General features: G+C 65.2%; 11 protein-coding genes. 4 read left to right on the top strand and 7 right to left on the bottom strand.

What is annotated here, in order from left to right; genetic code table 11:
• The 4 genes from BFF94_RS33820 to BFF94_RS33805 all read right to left on the bottom strand — a co-directional run.
• The coding region (locus BFF94_RS33820) for a TolC family protein (RefSeq protein ID WP_219140333.1) at window positions 1-829 on the bottom strand (829 nt) is incomplete at its 3' end.
• A 2-nt stretch (window positions 830-831) separates the two neighbouring features.
• Entirely contained in the window at window positions 832-4,023 is a 3,192-nt protein-coding gene (locus BFF94_RS33815) for an efflux RND transporter permease subunit (RefSeq protein ID WP_219140332.1), read from the bottom strand.
• A gap of 15 nt (window positions 4,024-4,038) precedes the next feature.
• Entirely contained in the window at window positions 4,039-5,292 is a 1,254-nt protein-coding gene (locus BFF94_RS33810; RefSeq protein WP_219140331.1) for an efflux RND transporter periplasmic adaptor subunit, read from the bottom strand.
• 229 nt (window positions 5,293-5,521) lie between these two features.
• Window positions 5,522-6,403 carry a LysR family transcriptional regulator gene (locus BFF94_RS33805; protein WP_219140330.1) on the bottom strand — a complete coding sequence of 294 codons (882 nt, stop codon included), beginning with the start codon at window positions 6,401-6,403 and terminating at the stop codon, window positions 5,522-5,524.
• 606 nt (window positions 6,404-7,009) lie between these two features.
• Here BFF94_RS33805 and BFF94_RS33800 point away from each other — a divergent pair.
• Window positions 7,010-7,990: an AraC family transcriptional regulator gene (locus tag BFF94_RS33800; RefSeq protein ID WP_128849864.1), complete on the top strand. Its 981-nt coding sequence runs from the start codon at window positions 7,010-7,012 to the stop codon at window positions 7,988-7,990.
• A gap of 200 nt (window positions 7,991-8,190) precedes the next feature.
• Here the strand turns inward: BFF94_RS33800 and BFF94_RS33795 are convergent, their stop codons facing one another.
• On the bottom strand, window positions 8,191-9,141 hold the full coding sequence (locus BFF94_RS33795; protein ID WP_219140329.1) for a LysR family transcriptional regulator: 951 nt from the start codon (window positions 9,139-9,141) through the stop codon (window positions 8,191-8,193).
• A gap of 287 nt (window positions 9,142-9,428) precedes the next feature.
• A complete protein-coding gene (locus BFF94_RS33790) occupies window positions 9,429-10,727 on the bottom strand; it encodes an adenylosuccinate synthase (protein WP_128849860.1) in 1,299 nt (432 codons plus the stop codon).
• A gap of 140 nt (window positions 10,728-10,867) precedes the next feature.
• Between BFF94_RS33790 and gcvA the strand changes: the two genes are divergently transcribed.
• Window positions 10,868-11,773, top strand: coding sequence for a transcriptional regulator GcvA (gene gcvA, locus BFF94_RS33785; RefSeq protein ID WP_128849859.1), 906 nt, complete (start codon window positions 10,868-10,870; stop codon window positions 11,771-11,773).
• Between the two features lie 179 nt (window positions 11,774-11,952).
• Here the strand turns inward: gcvA and BFF94_RS33780 are convergent, their stop codons facing one another.
• The gene (locus BFF94_RS33780) at window positions 11,953-12,267 is read right to left on the bottom strand and encodes a DUF4148 domain-containing protein (protein ID WP_128849874.1); all 315 of its coding nucleotides are present in this window, start codon (window positions 12,265-12,267) and stop codon (window positions 11,953-11,955) included.
• 369 nt (window positions 12,268-12,636) lie between these two features.
• On the opposite strand from BFF94_RS33780, the gene BFF94_RS33775 reads away from it, so the two are divergent.
• Window positions 12,637-12,807, top strand: a complete 171-nt coding sequence (locus BFF94_RS33775) for a hypothetical protein (protein WP_158062137.1) — start codon at window positions 12,637-12,639, stop codon at window positions 12,805-12,807.
• Between the two features lie 2,062 nt (window positions 12,808-14,869).
• On the top strand, window positions 14,870-16,186 hold the full coding sequence (locus BFF94_RS33770; RefSeq protein WP_128849858.1) for a replication initiation protein: 1,317 nt from the start codon (window positions 14,870-14,872) through the stop codon (window positions 16,184-16,186).
• Window positions 16,187-16,278: the final 92 nt, after the last annotated feature.

The raw sequence follows: 16,278 nt of genomic DNA, 5'->3' as shown, positions 1-16,278 counted from the left end.
GCATGCCCGCCGGCAGGTCGTCCGGCAGCGGCTCGCCGACCAGCAGCACCAGCGCGTTCAGCGCCTGCGCGCGGGCGCGTGCCTGCGCCTGCTGGTTCGCGAGCGCCGTCTCGACCACCGTCTGCGACTGACGCAGCTCGAGCTCGGAGCCCGTGCCGTTGTCGAATTGCAGCTTCGTCAGGTCGTACGACGCCTGCGCGGATTTCAGCGTGTTCTCCGTGACCTGCAGCAGATCGTCGGTCGACAGCAGCGTCAGGTATTGATCGGCCACCTGCGACACCAGCGAGATCTCCGACGCCTGCCGCGCGTACGCGGTCGACAGGTACTGCGCGAGCGCCTGGTCCTTCAGGCTCTGCACGCGGCCGAACAGGTCGAGCTCCCACGACGCAGAGAGTCCGACGTTGTAGACGCGCGAGATCTGCGGCGCCCCGCTCGTCGACACGCCGGCCGGCACGCGCTGGATGTTGCCCGTACCCGTGCCGTCGAGCGTCGGGAACAGGCCCGCGCGCGTGATCTGGTACTGCGCGCGCGCCGCCTCGATGTTCAGCACCGACACGCGCAGGTCGCGGTTGTTCTTCAGCGCGATTTCGATCAGCCGCTGCAGGCGCGGATCGACGAAGAACTCGCGCCAGCCGATGGCGGCGGCCGCCTGGCCGTTCGCGCTGCGCGCGCCGGCCGCACCCGGCTGCGTCGCGTAGACGCCGCCGGCCGGGTACGCCTGCGCGACGGGCGCATCGGGCCGCTTGTAATGCGGCGCCATCGTGCAGCCCGCGGCGAACAGCGCGGCAGCCAGTGCGGCCGCCGTTGCAGTCAAAGCGTGTTTTTGCATCGTTACTGCCCCTTCGAATCGTGTGCGTCGCCGTGACCGCGCTGCAGGTCGCCCTGCACGAGACGCCAGGCGTCGTCGACGTTTTCCGTCTCGCCGCTGAAGATCGCGCGAACCCGCACGAAGAACATCGGGATCATGAAAATCGCGAGGAACGTCGCCGTGATCATCCCGCCGATCACGCCCGTACCGATCGCGTGCTGGCTCGCCGAACCCGCGCCGTTGCTGATCGCCAGCGGCAGCACGCCCAGCATGAACGCGAGCGACGTCATCAGGATCGGGCGCAGCCGCAGGCGCGCCGCCTCGATCGCCGCACGCACCGGCCCCATGTTCCCGTTCGCCTGCAACTCGCGCGCAAACTCGACGATCAGGATCGCGTTCTTCGCGGACAGGCCCACGGTGGTCAGCAGGCCGACCTGGAAGAACACGTCGTTCTCGAGGCCGCGCAGCATCGTCGCGAGCAGCGCGCCGACCACGCCGAGCGGCACGACCATGATCACCGAGAACGGGATCGACCAGCTTTCATACAGCGCCGCGAGACACAGGAACACGACCAGGATCGAAATCGCGTACAGGATCGGCGCCTGCGAGCCGGACTGGATTTCCTGGAACGACAGGCCCGTCCACGAATAGCCGATGCCTTCCGGCAGCTTGCTCGCGAGCGCTTCCATCGCGGCCATCGCCTGGCCGGTCGACTTGCCCTCCGCGGCCTGTCCCTGGATCTCGATCGACGACACACCGTTGTAACGCTCGAGCTTCGGTGAACCGTACGTCCAGTGGCCGGTCGAGAACGCGCTGAACGGCACCATCCCGCCCGCACTGTTGCGCACGTACCAGATGTTCATGTCCTCCGGCGTCATCCGGAACGGCGCGTCCGACTGTACGTACACCTTCTTGATCCGGCCGTCGGTGTCGAGGAAGTTGTTCACGTACTGCGATGCCCATGCGATCGAGAACGTCTGGTCGATCGCAGCGGCCGTGACGCCGAGCGCGTTCGCCTTCTCGCGATCGATATCGACCTTGTACTGCGGCGTATCGTTCAGGCCGTTCGGGCGCACGAGCGCCAGCACGGGATCCTTCGCGGCCATCCCGAGCAACTGGCCGCGCGCGGCCATCAACGCTTCGTGGCCGAGACCGGCGTTGTCCGTCAGCTCGAAGTCGAAGCCGGCGGCCGTGCCGAGTTCGGGAATCGACGGCGGGTTGAACGGAATCACCATCGCGTCCTTGTATCGCGAGTAGTGCGCGAAGGTCCGGCCGATCAGCGCCTGGACCTTCTGGTCCGACCGCTGGCGGTCCTTGTACGACTTCAGCTTCACGAACACGAGACCCGCGTTCTGGCCACGGCCCGCGAAGCTGAAGCCGTTGACCGTGAACACCGAGTCGACCACATCCTTCTCCGCGGTGGTCAGGTACGTGTTGATGTTGTCGAGCGTCTTGCCGGTCGTTTCCTGTGTGGAGCCGGACGGCGTCTGCACGATCATGAACATGTAGCCCTGGTCTTCGTCCGGCAGGAACGACTTCGGCAGGCGCGCGAACATCACGCCGACCGCGATGAACACGGCCAGGTAGATCACGAGCCAGCGCCCCGAGCGCCGAATCACGTGGTTCACGCCGCTCGTGTAGCGATCGCGGCTGCGGTCGAAGGTCCGGTTGAACCAGCCGAAGAAACCTTTCTTCTCTTCGTGATGCCCTTGCGGGATCGGCTTCAGGATCGTCGCGCACAGCGCCGGCGTCAGGATCAACGCGACGAGCACCGACAGCACCATCGCCGACACGATCGTCAGCGAGAACTGGCGATAGATCGCGCCGACCGACCCGCCGGAGAACGCCACCGGCACGAACACCGCCGACAGCACGAGCGCCACGCCGACCAGCGCGCCGGTGATCTGGCCCATCGCCTTGCGGGTTGCTTCCTTCGGCGACAGCCCCTCTTCCGCCATCACGCGTTCGACGTTCTCGACCACCACGATCGCATCGTCCACCAGCAGGCCGATCGCGAGCACGAGGCCGAACATCGACAGCGTGTTGATCGAGAAGCCGGCGAGGCCCATGATCGCGAACGTGCCGAGCAGCACGACCGGCACCGCGATCGTCGGGATGATCGTCGCCCGCAGGTTCTGCAGGAACAGGTACATCACGAGGAACACGAGCACGATCCCTTCGAGCAGCGTCTTGACCACTTCCTCGATCGACAGGCGCACGAACGGCGTCGTGTCGTACGGGTAGTGAACGACGAGACCGTGCGGGAAGTACTTCGACAGCTCCTGGATCTTGGCCCGCAGCGCAGTCGCGGTCGCGAGCGCGTTCGCGCCGGTCGCGAGCTGGATGCCGAGGCCGGCCGTCGGCTGCCCCATGTACTTCGTGTCGAACGTGTAGTTCTCCGAACCCAATGCCGCGCGGCCGACGTCCTTCAGCCGGACCTGCGAGCCGTCCTGGTTGACCTTCAGCAGGATGTTACCGAACTGCTCGGGCGTGCGCAGCAGCGTCGATTCGGTGATCGTCGCCTGCAGCACGGTGCCCGGCTTCGCCGGCGTGCCGCCGATCTGGCCGCCCGCGATCTGCACGTTCTGCTGCGTGATCGCGGTCGACACGTCGGTCGGCGTGAGGCTGTAGTTGGTCAGCTTGACGGGGTCGAGCCAGATGCGCATCGAGAACTGCGAACCGAGCAGCAGCGTCTGGCCGACGCCGTTCACGCGGCTGAGCGGATCGAGCACGTGCGATGCCACGTAGTTCGTCAGGTCCTCCTTCGACATGCCGCCGTCCTCGGAGTTGAACGCGAACCACATCAGCCAGTTGCTGCTCGACTTCGTGACCTGCATGCCGAGCTGCTGCACGACCTGCGGCAGGTTCGGCGTCGCGAGCGACAGCTTGTTCTGCACCTGCACCTGCGCGACGTCCGGATTCGTGCCCGGCGAGAAGGTCAGCGTGATCGTCGCGTTGCCCGAATCGTCGCTCGTCGACGACATGTACAGGAAGTTGTCGAGACCGCTCATCTGCTGCTCGATCACCTGTGTCACCGTGTCTTCCACCGTCTTCGCGGAAGCGCCCGGGTAGTTTGCCTGGATCTGGATCGTCGGCGGTGCGATCGTCGGATACTGCGCGATCGGCATCTTGAAGATCGATGCGATGCCGGCCAGCATCAGCACGATCGCGATCACCCACGCGAAGATCGGGCGATCGATAAAGAACTTGGCCATGAAACGGACTCCCTGTTAGTGCGCGGCCGACGCGGCGGCCGAACTCGCAGCATTGGCGGCGGTACTCGCCGGCGCGGTGCCGGATGCCTTCGCGGTGCTTGCCGGTGTGCCGGACACGACGTCCGGCGCCGGTGCAAGCTGCGCGGCGACGGTCTTCACGGTCGCGCCCGGGCGCACCTTGTCGACGCCCTGCACGATCACGTGATCGCCCGCTTCCAGGCCGCCTTCGACGATCCAGTCCTGGCCGTACGTGCCGGTCGTCGTCAACGGACGCGCCTCGACCTTGCTGGCCGCGTTCACCACCATCGCGATCGCCTGGCCCTTCTGGTCATGCGTGACGCCGATCTGCGGCACCAGGAACGCGTTCTCGTTCACGCCTTCCTCGATCCGTGCGCGCACGAACATCCCCGGCAGCAGCACGCGGCCCGGGTTCGGGAAGATCGCGCGGATCGTCACCGAGCCGGTGGTCTGGTCGACCGTCACGTCCGAGAACTGCAGCTTGCCCGGCTCCGCATACGTCTTGCCGTCTTCCAGCACCAGCGACACCTTCGCCGCGCCCGGGCCGCTCGTCTTCAGGCGGCCGCTCTGCACGTCCTGGCGCAGCTTCAGGCCGTCGAGGCTCGACTGCGTCAGGTCGACATACACGGGATCGAGCTGCTGCACCGTCGACATCAGGGTCGCCTGACTCGCCTGTACATACGCGCCCGGCGTCACCTGCGAGATGCCGACACGGCCGGAGACCGGCGACACGACATCGGTGTAGCCGAGGTTGATCTGCGCGGTATCGACCGCCGCCTTGCCGGCTGCGACGTCCGCCACGGCCTGCCCTTGCGTGGCCACCGCGTTGTCGTAGTCCTGCTTGCTGACCGCGTTCGCGGCCACCAGCACCTTGTAGCGCGCGACCAGCGCGTTCTGCGTGACGAGGTTCGCCTGCGCCCGCGCGAGCGTCGCCTTCGCGCTGTTCAACGCGGCGACGTACGGCGCCGGGTCGATCTTGTAGAGGCGCTGGCCGGCCTTCACGTCGGTACCTTCGGTGAATTCACGGCGCAGCACGATGCCGTCGACCCGAGCACGCACCTGCGCGACGAGGAACGCACTGGTGCGGCCCGGCAGTTCGGTCACCGCCGGCACGGCTTGCGGCTGCACGGTGACGACGCCGACTTCCGGCGTTTGCGGCGGCGGCGCCGCTTCCTTTTTTCCGCACGCGGCCAGGAAAACGGCAGCCGTAGCGGCAGTGATTAAGTGGTATGGAACCCGTTCGACGCGCATGGAGCGACCTCTCGCAAATAGACGACCTTCAATGGGAATCACCAGGTCTCCTCACGGCCTGCACGTGCGGTCGGAATGCTGTCGCTTCCTTTCCGCCGCGGATGCGGCCACATATTTCGGGCGTTCGTTGCACCCTGCGGAGCGTTCGTTTGCCGAACTGCTTCCGAAAAAAGAACGGCGAGCCCGCGGCCCCGGCGGGCGCGCGGAGCCGTGGCGGCCAACCGGGCTGCTAGCTCGCGGGCCGGAACGCTGCGCCGGCGAATTCGATGAACGCGCGCGCGGCGGCCGGCAGACGCGCGGCACGCGCATGCGCGAGCTTCAGCGTGACGGGCGCGAGCGGGCGGACCGGCGCGACGCGAACCAGCGTGCCGGCCGCCAGATCGGCGTCAACGAGATACGCGGGCAGCACCGCGGCGCCCATGCCGGCCACGGCCAGCCGCCGCGCCATCTCGAGATGGCCGACGCCCGTATTGCCGAGCGTTGCGTCGGGTCGAAACGCGGCCGCATGGTCGTCGTCGGCCGCCGGCAGCTCCAGCCGCACGGCCGCGAGGTCCGGCCAGTCGCCCGACGCAGCCGCACCGCCGTGCGCGGCGACGTAACCCGGCGCCGCGACGCGCACGGATTCGTAGGCGGCCAGCGTATGCAGCGCGTGCGCACCGGACACCGGCATGCCGTCGGTCAGGAACGCGACATCGATGTCCTCGGCGGTCAGATCGACATGGGCATCGGTCAGCGTCACGGTCGGCCGCACGTCCGGAAACCGGTGCACGAAGCGATCGAGCAACGCGCTCAACTGGCTGAGCCCGAACGCGACCGGTGCGGCCACGCGCAATACGCCTTCCGGCTTGCTGCCCATCGCGACGAAACGGCCGTCGATCTCGTCGATCGCGCCGAGAATCCGCTCGACGCGCACGAGATACAGCTCGCCGATTTCCGTCAGCGACTGGTGGCTCGTGTTGCGTTGAAGCAGACGCGCGCCGAGGCGCGTCTCAAGCGCATCGACCAGCCGGCTCGCCATCGCCGTCGACACGTGCAGCCGTGTCGCCGCCCGGCGAAACCCGCCTTCCCTTGCCACCGTCACGAATGCCCGAATCGATTGAAGTTGGTCCATTTGTCCGGATTTCCTTGCGCGGACGACTGCCTTGACGCCTGCACACGCTGCCGCGTCACGGCCGGCCTGCATCGGTCCGGCCAATGCGGCGGCACCGACGCCGGCTACGCCGGGCCGGTCGGCACGCCCGCGACAGGCGCGGCCGGCATGCAACGGACGCAAGCCGGCCTCGGCTGGCCCGATGCATGCTCGTTCGATAGCAGTCCTGAGTCTTTTCCAGCGGTTCGCGGCGGCGACACGCGCGGCAGCGCCGGCGGCGTCCGCGAGTCATGCGACGGTCATACCCGCATCACCCGGGCGCGCTGGAACACATTTCTTTCAGCAGGTGCAATGGTATGAAAACCACCGGGAAATGGCTTGCCCGATCCTGCGATTGTTTTGCCTTAATTTCCGAATTTGTGCACTGCACACCGCGCAACGACGGGTGATGCGATCACCGACCGTGCAGGTCCGGATGATCGGGCTAATTTCCGACAGGTTTAGGCAATCCCGCGCACGCGACTGGCCGTACGATGTGACCGCCGTGCCGGCGCCCCTGCCGGCACCTCGACAGGGAATCGCAACCGCGGGCGTTGCTCCGCTCACTCCGCCATCCGTTCACGCAACATGGAAAACGACGCCCGAACGCCGCTGCTACAGCGCACCACGCCCGGTCACGACCCTCGATCGCCGGCCCGGTCGCCCGCGGCCCGGCTCGCGACGATGATCGCCGCCTACGCACCGCACGACGGCGCATTCGAACTCCCGGTGCGCGGCATGCGCATCGCGCGCGCATCCGCGTCGCCGCCGCACTGGAACCACGGCGTGCACCACGCGTGCGTGAGCATCGTCGGGCAAGGCGCGAAATCGATGCGGGTCGGCGACGGCACCTACACGATCGACGAATCGCGGATGCTGGTCGCGACGGCCGACCTGCCCGTCACCGGCCGCGTGATGCGCGCGAGCCCGGCCGAGCCGTTTCTTTACGCGCAACTCGACCTCGACCCGGCCCGCATCGCGGCACTCACGCCGCGCGTCTTTCCGCGCGGGCTGCCGAAGGCCGTCGACTGCGGCGCGCTCGACACGCACGATGCGCCGCCGGAAATCGTCGACGCCGTCATGCGGCTGATGCAACTGATCGCGCAACCCGACGATCTCGACCTGCTCGCGCCGCTGATCGTCGACGAAATCCTGATTCGGCTGCTGCGCGGCCCGTCGGGCGCGCGCGTCGCGCAGGTCGGCCAGGCCGATTCGACGACGCAGCGCATCTCGCGCGCCGTCGCGTGGATTCGCGACCACTACCTCGATCCGATGACGGTCGACTCGCTCGCGCGACAGGTGGACATGAGCCCGTCGACCTTCCATCACCACTTCCGTGCGGTCACGTCGATGAGCCCGTTGCAGTGTCAGAAGGTGCTGCGGCTGCAGGAGGCGCGCCGCCTGATGTGCCTGTCGGCGCTGGATGCGCGGCAGGCGTGCCGCAGCGTCGGCTATGTGAGCGCATCGCAATTCAGCCGCGAATACGCACGGCTGTTCGGCGATGCGCCGGGCCGCGACGTCGTGAGACTGCGCGGCGAAGCGGTGCCGCTGTCCCGCGTCGCGCCGTAGGCCGCTCGCGTCACGCGCGCGGCGCACGCCGCGCGTCGAACCCACGATGTTCGATATCGAAAGCAAGCGTTTTCATAAAGGCATGCCGGTTGCATGGACAGCGTTGTCCGGACCGGTCGGCTCACGCTTCAAATGCAGGACTACAGATTATTTACGTCGGCCATGCAAGGCGTGGTACTCACGCACCGGCCGTGCCTGATTCAGGAACCGCGGGAGCCGCAGGACGCGTTCAGCGCAGCTTCGTCGGCGGCCAGCATCTCGGGCACGCATTCCCGCAGGAAATCGACGAACGTGCGAATCTTCGCGTCGAGATACTGCCGCGACGCATACAGCGTGTAGACCGTCAGCTTCTGCAACCGGTAATCGGGCAGCACACGCACCAGCGCGCCGCTCGCGAGCCCGGGCAGCGCGGCCGACATCGGCAGCGAGCCGATCCCGAGGCCGGCACGCAGCGCGGCGCCGAGCGCATCGGCGATATTCACCTGGAAATCCGGCAGCGGCAGTTCGAACGTTTCGCGGCCGTTCGGGCCGTCGAGATGCCAGCGGTCGCGCGGAAAGAGCGGCGTGACGATCTGCAGGCACGCATGCCCTTCGAGATCGTTCACCGTGCGCGGCGTGCCGCGCGCCTTCAGGTAGGCGGGCGATGCGCACAGCACGCTGCCCACGTCGCCGAGCCGCTGCGACACGAGCCCGGAATCGGGCAGCTCCGTCGTGCTCAACTGCAGCGACACGTCGTAGCCTTCGTCGATGATGTCGGGCACGTGCTGCGACAGCGTCAGCTCGACCGCGACCGACGGATAGCGCTCACGGTAGCGCACGACCGCGGGGACCACGTAGGACTGGCCGAAACTCGTCGTCGCGTGAACATGCAGCCGCCCGGACGGCTTCGCCTGTGCGTCGGCCGCCTCCGCTTCCGCTTCGTCGATATAGCCGAGGACGCGCTGGCAGCGGTCGAGATAGCGCTGCCCGGCGTCGGTCAGCGCGATGCGGCGCGTGCTGCGGTTGAGCAGGCGCGTGCGCAGATGCGTTTCGAGCTGCGCGACCGAGCGCGATGCGTAGGCCGTCGTGATGTCCATGCGCTGGGCCGCGCTCGTAAAGCTGCCCTCCTCCGCGACCCGGACGAAAATGCGCATCATCTGTAACGTGTCCATCGACCTGTCCCCGGCATTGAGATCACGTCGCGCCACCGTGCGGCCATGGTGCCGGCGGTTCCGGCGCGGGCCGGTCTGGCGCGAATTGTGCGGAACAGTACAGCAGCCCCGCAGGCGTGTCCAGTTCGCCGTACGCGGCATGATCCGGATGCCGAATCGTGTCGCGCAGCGACGCTGCACGCGGCGTCCGGACCGAGCGCGCCGACATGCGACCGGCATCGGGTCGGCAAAAACTACCCGCCGGCCACGATGCCGCTCCGCAAATTACGTCCTTCCCGTCTCGCGCGTTACGCGGCGGCCGCCGCATCGAACGGATTGCGCAACACGATCGTGTCGTCGCGCTCCGCGCCGGTCGTGATCACCGAAACCGGTGCGCCCGCGACGGTTTCGATGCGCGCAATGAAATCCTGCGCGGCGCGCGGCAGCGCCGCCCGCTCGCGCACGCCCTTCACGGTGCGTTGCCAGCCGTCGAACCGTTCATAGAGCGGCTTCGCGCGCGACTGCGCATCGAGGCTCGCGGGCAGATGGTCGACCCGCGCGCCGTCGAGTTCGTAGCCGACACACAGCTCGATCGACTCGAAGCCGTCGAGCACGTCGAGCTTGGTGAGCGCCAGCGAATCGATGCCCGAGATCCTGACGGCCTGGCGCAGTTGCGCAGCATCGAGCCATCCGCAGCGTCGCGGCCGGCCGGTGTTGACGCCGAACTCCTGCCCGCGCGCGCGCAGCGTTTCGCCGGTTGCGTCGGTCAGCTCGGTGAGGAACGGGCCGCCGCCGACACGTGTCGCATACGCCTTGGTCACGCCCAGCACATGGCCGAGCTTCGACGCGCCGAGCCCGGTGCCGGCCGCTGCGGCCGATGCCACGGTGCCCGACGACGTCACGAACGGGTACGTGCCCCAGTCGATGTCCAGCATCACGGCCTGCGAGCCCTCGAACAGGATGCGCTCGCCGCGGTCGGTCGCGTCGTTGAGGTCGGCCCAGACGGGGCGCACGAACGGCAGGATCTTCGGCGCGAGGTCGACCAGCGTCGGCAGCATCGCGTCGCGGGCATGCTCGTCGAGCCCCAGGCCGCGGAACCACGCGTTGTGATGATCGACGAGCACGTCGAGCCTGGCGGCAAGCCGGCCCGGTTCCGCGAGATCGCCGACGCGCAGCCCGCGACGCCCGACCTTGTCCTCGTAGGCCGGCCCGATCCCGCGCAGCGTGGTGCCGATGGGTTCGCGGCGCAGACGCTCCTGCGCCTGGTCGATCGCGCGGTGAATCGGCAGCACCAGCGTCGCGTTCTCGGCGATCGACAGATTGTCCGGCGTCACCGACAGCCCGAGCTCGGCCATCCGCCCGATTTCCGCAAGCAGCGCTTCCGGATCGAGCGCCACGCCGTTGCCGATCACGCCGCGCTTGCCGCGCACGATACCGCTCGGCAACAGTGCGAGCTTGTATGTCTTGCCGCCGACGACCAGCGTATGGCCCGCGTTGTGGCCGCCGTTGTAGCGTGCGACGAGATCGGCCTGCGCCGCCAGCCAGTCCACGACGCGCCCCTTGCCTTCGTCGCCCCATTGGGCGCCCACTACCACCACGTTCGGCATGCTCCGCACTCCATGTGAGAAATTCAGACACTTGCTCGGCCGAGCCGGCCGTTTGTGTGCCATATTGGCGGAGCTGCAGCGCCCGATCAAACGATTAAACCTGAACCATCGTGTGAGTAAATTTCACGCGAAAAGATGCAATGGCCCGACGACTCCCTCCGTTGAATTCGCTGCGCGCGTTCGAAGCCGCCGCGCGGCTCGGCAGCTTCACGCTGGCCGCCGACGAGCTGTGCGTGACGCATGGCGCGATCAGCCGGCATGTGCAGCAACTGGAAGCGTGGCTCGGGCGGCCGCTGTTCGAGCGACACAACCGGCGGGTGGAACTGACCGACGCCGGCCGCGCGTATCTCGCCGAGGTCGGCGCGTCGTTCGACCGGATCGCGCTCGCCACCGCGCAGCACTTCGGCCATGCGCAGCAGCGCGTGCTGCGCGTCAGCGCGCCCGCGACGTTTTCGTTGCGCTGGCTCGTGCCGAAGCTGTCGTCGTTCCAGGTCGCCCACCCGACCATCGAGGTGCGGCTGTCGACGTCGAACGAGCCGATCGAGAAGCTGTGCGACAAGGTCGACCTGATCGTTCGCGGCGGCCCGCAGGCCATCGACGGTTACGTCGCGGAGGAATTCCTGTCCGAAGCGCGGCTGCCGGTGTGTGCGCCGAAGCTGCTGGAGGGCCGGCCGTTGCATACGCCGGTCGATCTCGCCGGCTTCACGCTGCTGCACGCGGCAACCTATCCCGGCATGTGGCCCGAATGGCTCGCGGCGGCCGGGCATGCGAATCTCGTGCCGCGACACTCGCTCACGCTCGAGCATTTCTACCTGACGCTGCAAGGTGCGCTCGACGGGCTCGGCGTCGCGATGGGACCGATCGCGCTCGTCGCCGACGACATCGCCGAAGGCCGGCTCGTGCAGCCGTTCAGCGAACCGGCGCTGCCGCCGTGGCGCTACTTCACCTACGCGGCATCCGCACGCGCGAACGACGACGCGGTGCGCGCATTCAGGGACTGGCTGAAGGTGACGGGGAACGCGACTGCGTCGGGCGGCCGGCACTGACCGCATCGGCGTGTCGGTCATGCGCACCAATAAATGTAGGATTACGAATCAAATAATGCAAACGTGCGGCACGTGCTTGCCTTCGTCGATGCGGGGAATGCTGCTCACGATGTGCGTCGCGTGACCGCGACGCACGCGGCAAGCCGCGGATCGAACCGTGGCTTGCCGCCTGGCGACGCTTACTGGCTTGCGCCGACGCCGGCTTTTTTCTCCGCGTTCTGCAGGTTCTGCGGATAGTTCGGGTCGTTGGCTGCCGGCTTGTAACCGGCGTCCTCGAGTTTCTTCAGCTCGGCGGTGTTCTTTGCACGCGCAGCCTTGTGCTCGGCTTTGCGTTGGGCCCTGGCCGCCTTGCGTGCCTGGCTCTTCGCTGCCTTGGTGTCCGCTCCAACGGGCGCGCTGGCGGGCTCGGTCTGCGCAAACACGGGAACTGCCGAGCCGAACAGGAACGCGGCTGCAGTAGCAGCCAGCGTAAGTTTTTTGATCTGGATTCGCATCGCTGAACTCTCTCTTTTGATGACTATCACGGTTTGAAAAACCTTCGAGATACCGCCCCTGCCCTGATCGGTCGCCATGCCGCGATCGGGACCTGTGCATCATAACCGCGTCGCGAAAAATGTGGCGTCAACGTGATGACGGAATGGGGATACATGTATGGGAGAAAAATGTGTCCTTCGCTCTACCGTCGCCAGGCAGGGATAGGAGCGGCGTATTGCGTGTCGGCACATGTGCAGACCGTGTTGTTGCGACATGCGGAAACGGTCGACGTGCCGCACACTGCGGTGAAGACGACGGGGACGCGCAGACAGTGCGTCGCGAAGCACCCGTGACTGTTTCATAGGTGGTGTTGTCCATACGCTCCGCTCATGCTCGACGTGATTGTCATCACACAAGGCGCGATCACCGCAGCGGCAGTCGACCTGTCCATCACGTTGTCAGTCGACGCGATTCGAGCGACGGTTCCTCCCATAAACGACCACGATTCGGTTTGTACGGCGACCAAGGCAATCGCATTGCATCGCCCCGGCGCGCGGTGATGAATCGGGAAACCGATCTCTGCGCTGTGATGCCGAGGGTTACCTGTGCCAATGACGCTGGTTACCGTCTGGTCCGTATGACGATAAGAGTGGACGCCTTGCGTGCGATGAAGACGTTGACCCGATTCACTTCTCGAATGCGCAAGGGAGCCGCACACCTGTTGCGATGTTCGTCTTGCGAACGCTGCGTGTCGTGTCGATGTCGCGACGACGCGTGTGAGTCCGTCCGACTCTGCGCGTGAACACATCAGGCGACGCGTGCTGGCCACAGATTTCTCATTCGGCGCCTTCGGCTGCCCGGCATCCCGTGCGGGTGTCACGGACGGCACAGCGTGTCTATACCTGTGGGTTCGTTTGATCGGTGAGCTTTTACGGGAGTTGGAAGCGTTGGAGGGTGAGAATGTTCGGGATCATCGCTCGAATTCGATTGAGGTGAGCTTCGTCGCCGACAGCATCTTCACGTTGGTACGCAACGTTCACGAGATCGGCCCGGGAGCCGGCGACGTTTGCAGACGGCTCCGGCCCCACGCAGTTCGCCTCCTGGAAGCCTCACTGGCCTCTCCTTGCGATCCGAAGGCACAGCATTGATCGTCGTTTGGTTTTCCAAAGGTAGAAAATCGCTAGACCACCGGGTGGCGAGGCAAACCGAGGCGATTTCCTCCGTGCACAGGCCACAGGCTAAATGTGACGAGGAACGTCGATAGGTCTTCGAAAAAAAACTTGTCCACGGATGGGGAAGTACGAGTGCAAAAAACCACTCGCGCGCCGTCCAGGATGATTTCGAACTGCCGTGGGTGAATCGGGAGAGGTCGGCGACTCCGGCCGATGATCCGTTTTGCCGGTCAATTTTGGGGCCCGGGGTGGTCACGACGCCGGTTTTTCGATCCCATAGATAGGAACCTGTACGTCGAAACGGGGGGTTTCTAGCCGATTTCCTCCCATAGGTTTCTACGTTTCGGGGCTTGTGAGTAGGCACTCACCTCCGCTGAAAGCCTTGTCGGGCCTGGAGCCTTGGTGGAACAAGGCGGCGGGCTGTTGTTCGGCAAGCCGGAACGGGAGTGTCGAGACGCGTGCCGTACCACAGACGGCTCCCTTTGGTAGCGGTTTATGGGGCTTGTCTTTCTGTGCCTGCACACGTGTGTTTACATCTTTTGTTAACAACGTTTACTTCTTTAACTACTTTTAGACGGCTCACAGCCTTATCCAGCAAGGGTTTGATGGGGGTTCGGTACCCATTTATGGGAGCACAGGTGTAAGGGTCTGGGGTTTCAGGTCTGTGGATTTGGGGTTTGGGGTACCGCGTTGTGGGGAATCGGGGTTGTGGATATGGGGTAAGCGTACCCGGTTATGGGAAACCGGCCGGAAAACGCATTGGGTAGTCATCTATGGGAACGCACGAAGGTAGCCTTTTATGGGGGCGGTTTGTTGATCGGCGAGCGCTTGTAAGCACAGCGTTTTTCTTTGGGGAGCCGTTTATGGGGACCGTGAAAGGTAGCCGGTTATGGGTGGCAATTGGGATCGATCGGTTGCATTTCACCAGGATTCTCTGTTGGCTGTTCCCATAGACAGGATCGATGCAGCGGACAGGTAACCTTTTATGGGGAAAGCGACTGGTTGCCGTTTATGGGGGCGCTTTCTACCTTCGAGACCGAAAACAGCGCAGCCGACGAATCCGGAGTCGATCGACAGGTACCCACCTATGGGAATCGATAAAGGTAGCCAGTTATGGGAGAAAAGTGCGACCGTGCTGCGGGGCACCACGAATCTGCCCGCCGATCGCGATTTCGCTCGTTTGCTCCCCATGGATGGCTACCTTCCTGGCGGGCAAATCTCGTGCCGGGTTTCCGGGCGCGGACACGAAAGGTAGCGACTTTTGGGAGGTATTTTGGCCAAAAGGTAGATGGATATGGGGCTCTGCTCAGATTGCGCAATCATAAATTTTCCTTTTATATCTGAGGCTTAGACCCGATAGTGCAAGTGATTCAGGAGCAAGGACGTTGCCCCTCGACACGAAAAGGTATAAAGTCCGCTCTCACCAAGGTCACCTGATCCGGACATCACGATGCCGCGCAAGCCCGCAAGCAAAGGCTCAGACAAACAGGTTTCGCTGTTTCAGACACCAGAGCCTCCCGACTTGCTGCGCAAGGCGGTCCAGGCGATTCATATCGCGCCCAAGTCGGGAAAGATCGGTCTGCAGCAGCGCAAGATGTTCAGTTCGCTGATCAAGAACGCGCTTCGGCAGGAGGCGTTCGAGCCAGGCCGCACGAGTTTCTCGATCTCGATCGCGTCGCTTTCCCACGAGAGCGGGTTGAACAGCAACAACACGAAGTACGTGAAGGACACGGTCAACTCGCTGATCAGTACCGTCGTCAACTGGGACTACCTGGCCGCGGACCGTTCGACGGTCTGGAAGGCGTCGGGTCTGCTCGCCGGCGCGGAGCTCGAGCAATCGGTGCTGAAGTACAGCTTCTCCGACCAGATTCGCAGCGAACTGCTCAATCCCGAAATCTACGCGCTGATCGATATGCGGATCGCCCGCGAGTTCCGGCGGTCGCATTCGCTTGCGCTGTGGGAAAACACGGTGCGCTACGAGGGGATCGGTATCACCGCGAAGATCCCGCTGCCGAAATTCCGTGACCTCATTCTCGGCCAGGACAAGGCGTCGCAGTCGTACAAGGAGTACAAGCTGTTCAAGAGCAAGGTCCTGGTGCCGTGCATTCAGGAGGTGAACGAAGTATCGGATCACACGCTCGAGCTGATCGAACACAAGTCCGGCCGCAGCGTGGAAGCCGTTCAGTTCAAGGTGACGCGCAAGCAGAGCGCCGATACGGTCGAGGACGGCGACGTCAAGAACGAAGCACTGGTCGAGGAGGTCGCCAAGTTCGGCATTCCGCGTTCGGAAGCGCGCCGGCTGATCACGCAATACGGTGTGCAGCGCATCAAGGCGGCGATCGCCTATACGGTCAATCGGACTACGAAGAAGAATGCGGCACCGGTCGACAACGTGGCCGCGTATTTCCGCAAGGCGCTGACGCACGGCTATACGCTGGCCGACGGGCAGGGAACCGAGGCGGCCGCACCGGTGAAGGAATCCGCGCAGAGCAAGCAGGAGCAGATTCGCGACAAATATCTGGCGGCGAAGGTCGAGGAAGCCGGCGCGTATTTCCGCGAGCTGGAGATCGACGACCAGACCAAGCTGATCGAGCGCTACAACGAGACGGTGACAGGCTCGAAGGACTTGACGCTGTCGCCGAAGAAGAAGGCGAGCAAGCTCGCGCAGACCAGCTTCTTCCGATGGCTGGCACTGGATACCTGGGGCGAACCGACCTCGGACGATCTGCTGGAATTCCTGCTCAAAAGCAGTCTCGCAGGCAATTGAACGAGGCCTCGCAGCCGGGTGTGCACCGTGCGCCGGATCTTGTCGTCCGGCTTCGCGGTGCAACGCGGATGCGAGGCCTTCTACTTTTGGCG

The organism is Burkholderia catarinensis (assembly GCF_001883705.2).
Classification (GTDB): domain Bacteria; phylum Pseudomonadota; class Gammaproteobacteria; order Burkholderiales; family Burkholderiaceae; genus Burkholderia; species Burkholderia catarinensis.
This window is presented reverse-complemented; position numbering and strand designations above follow the sequence as displayed.

Coding starts and splice junctions, on each gene's coding strand:
- BFF94_RS33815 (WP_219140332.1), bottom strand. CDS start 4,023: ATGGCCAAGTTCTTTATCGATCGCCCGATCTTCGCGTGGGTGATCGCG.
- BFF94_RS33810 (WP_219140331.1), bottom strand. CDS start 5,292: ATGCGCGTCGAACGGGTTCCATACCACTTAATCACTGCCGCTACGGCT.
- BFF94_RS33805 (WP_219140330.1), bottom strand. CDS start 6,403: ATGGACCAACTTCAATCGATTCGGGCATTCGTGACGGTGGCAAGGGAA.
- BFF94_RS33800 (WP_128849864.1), top strand. CDS start 7,010: ATGGAAAACGACGCCCGAACGCCGCTGCTACAGCGCACCACGCCCGGT.
- BFF94_RS33795 (WP_219140329.1), bottom strand. CDS start 9,141: ATGGACACGTTACAGATGATGCGCATTTTCGTCCGGGTCGCGGAGGAG.
- BFF94_RS33790 (WP_128849860.1), bottom strand. CDS start 10,727: ATGCCGAACGTGGTGGTAGTGGGCGCCCAATGGGGCGACGAAGGCAAG.
- gcvA (WP_128849859.1), top strand. CDS start 10,868: ATGGCCCGACGACTCCCTCCGTTGAATTCGCTGCGCGCGTTCGAAGCC.
- BFF94_RS33780 (WP_128849874.1), bottom strand. CDS start 12,267: ATGCGAATCCAGATCAAAAAACTTACGCTGGCTGCTACTGCAGCCGCG.
- BFF94_RS33775 (WP_158062137.1), top strand. CDS start 12,637: ATGCTCGACGTGATTGTCATCACACAAGGCGCGATCACCGCAGCGGCA.
- BFF94_RS33770 (WP_128849858.1), top strand. CDS start 14,870: ATGCCGCGCAAGCCCGCAAGCAAAGGCTCAGACAAACAGGTTTCGCTG.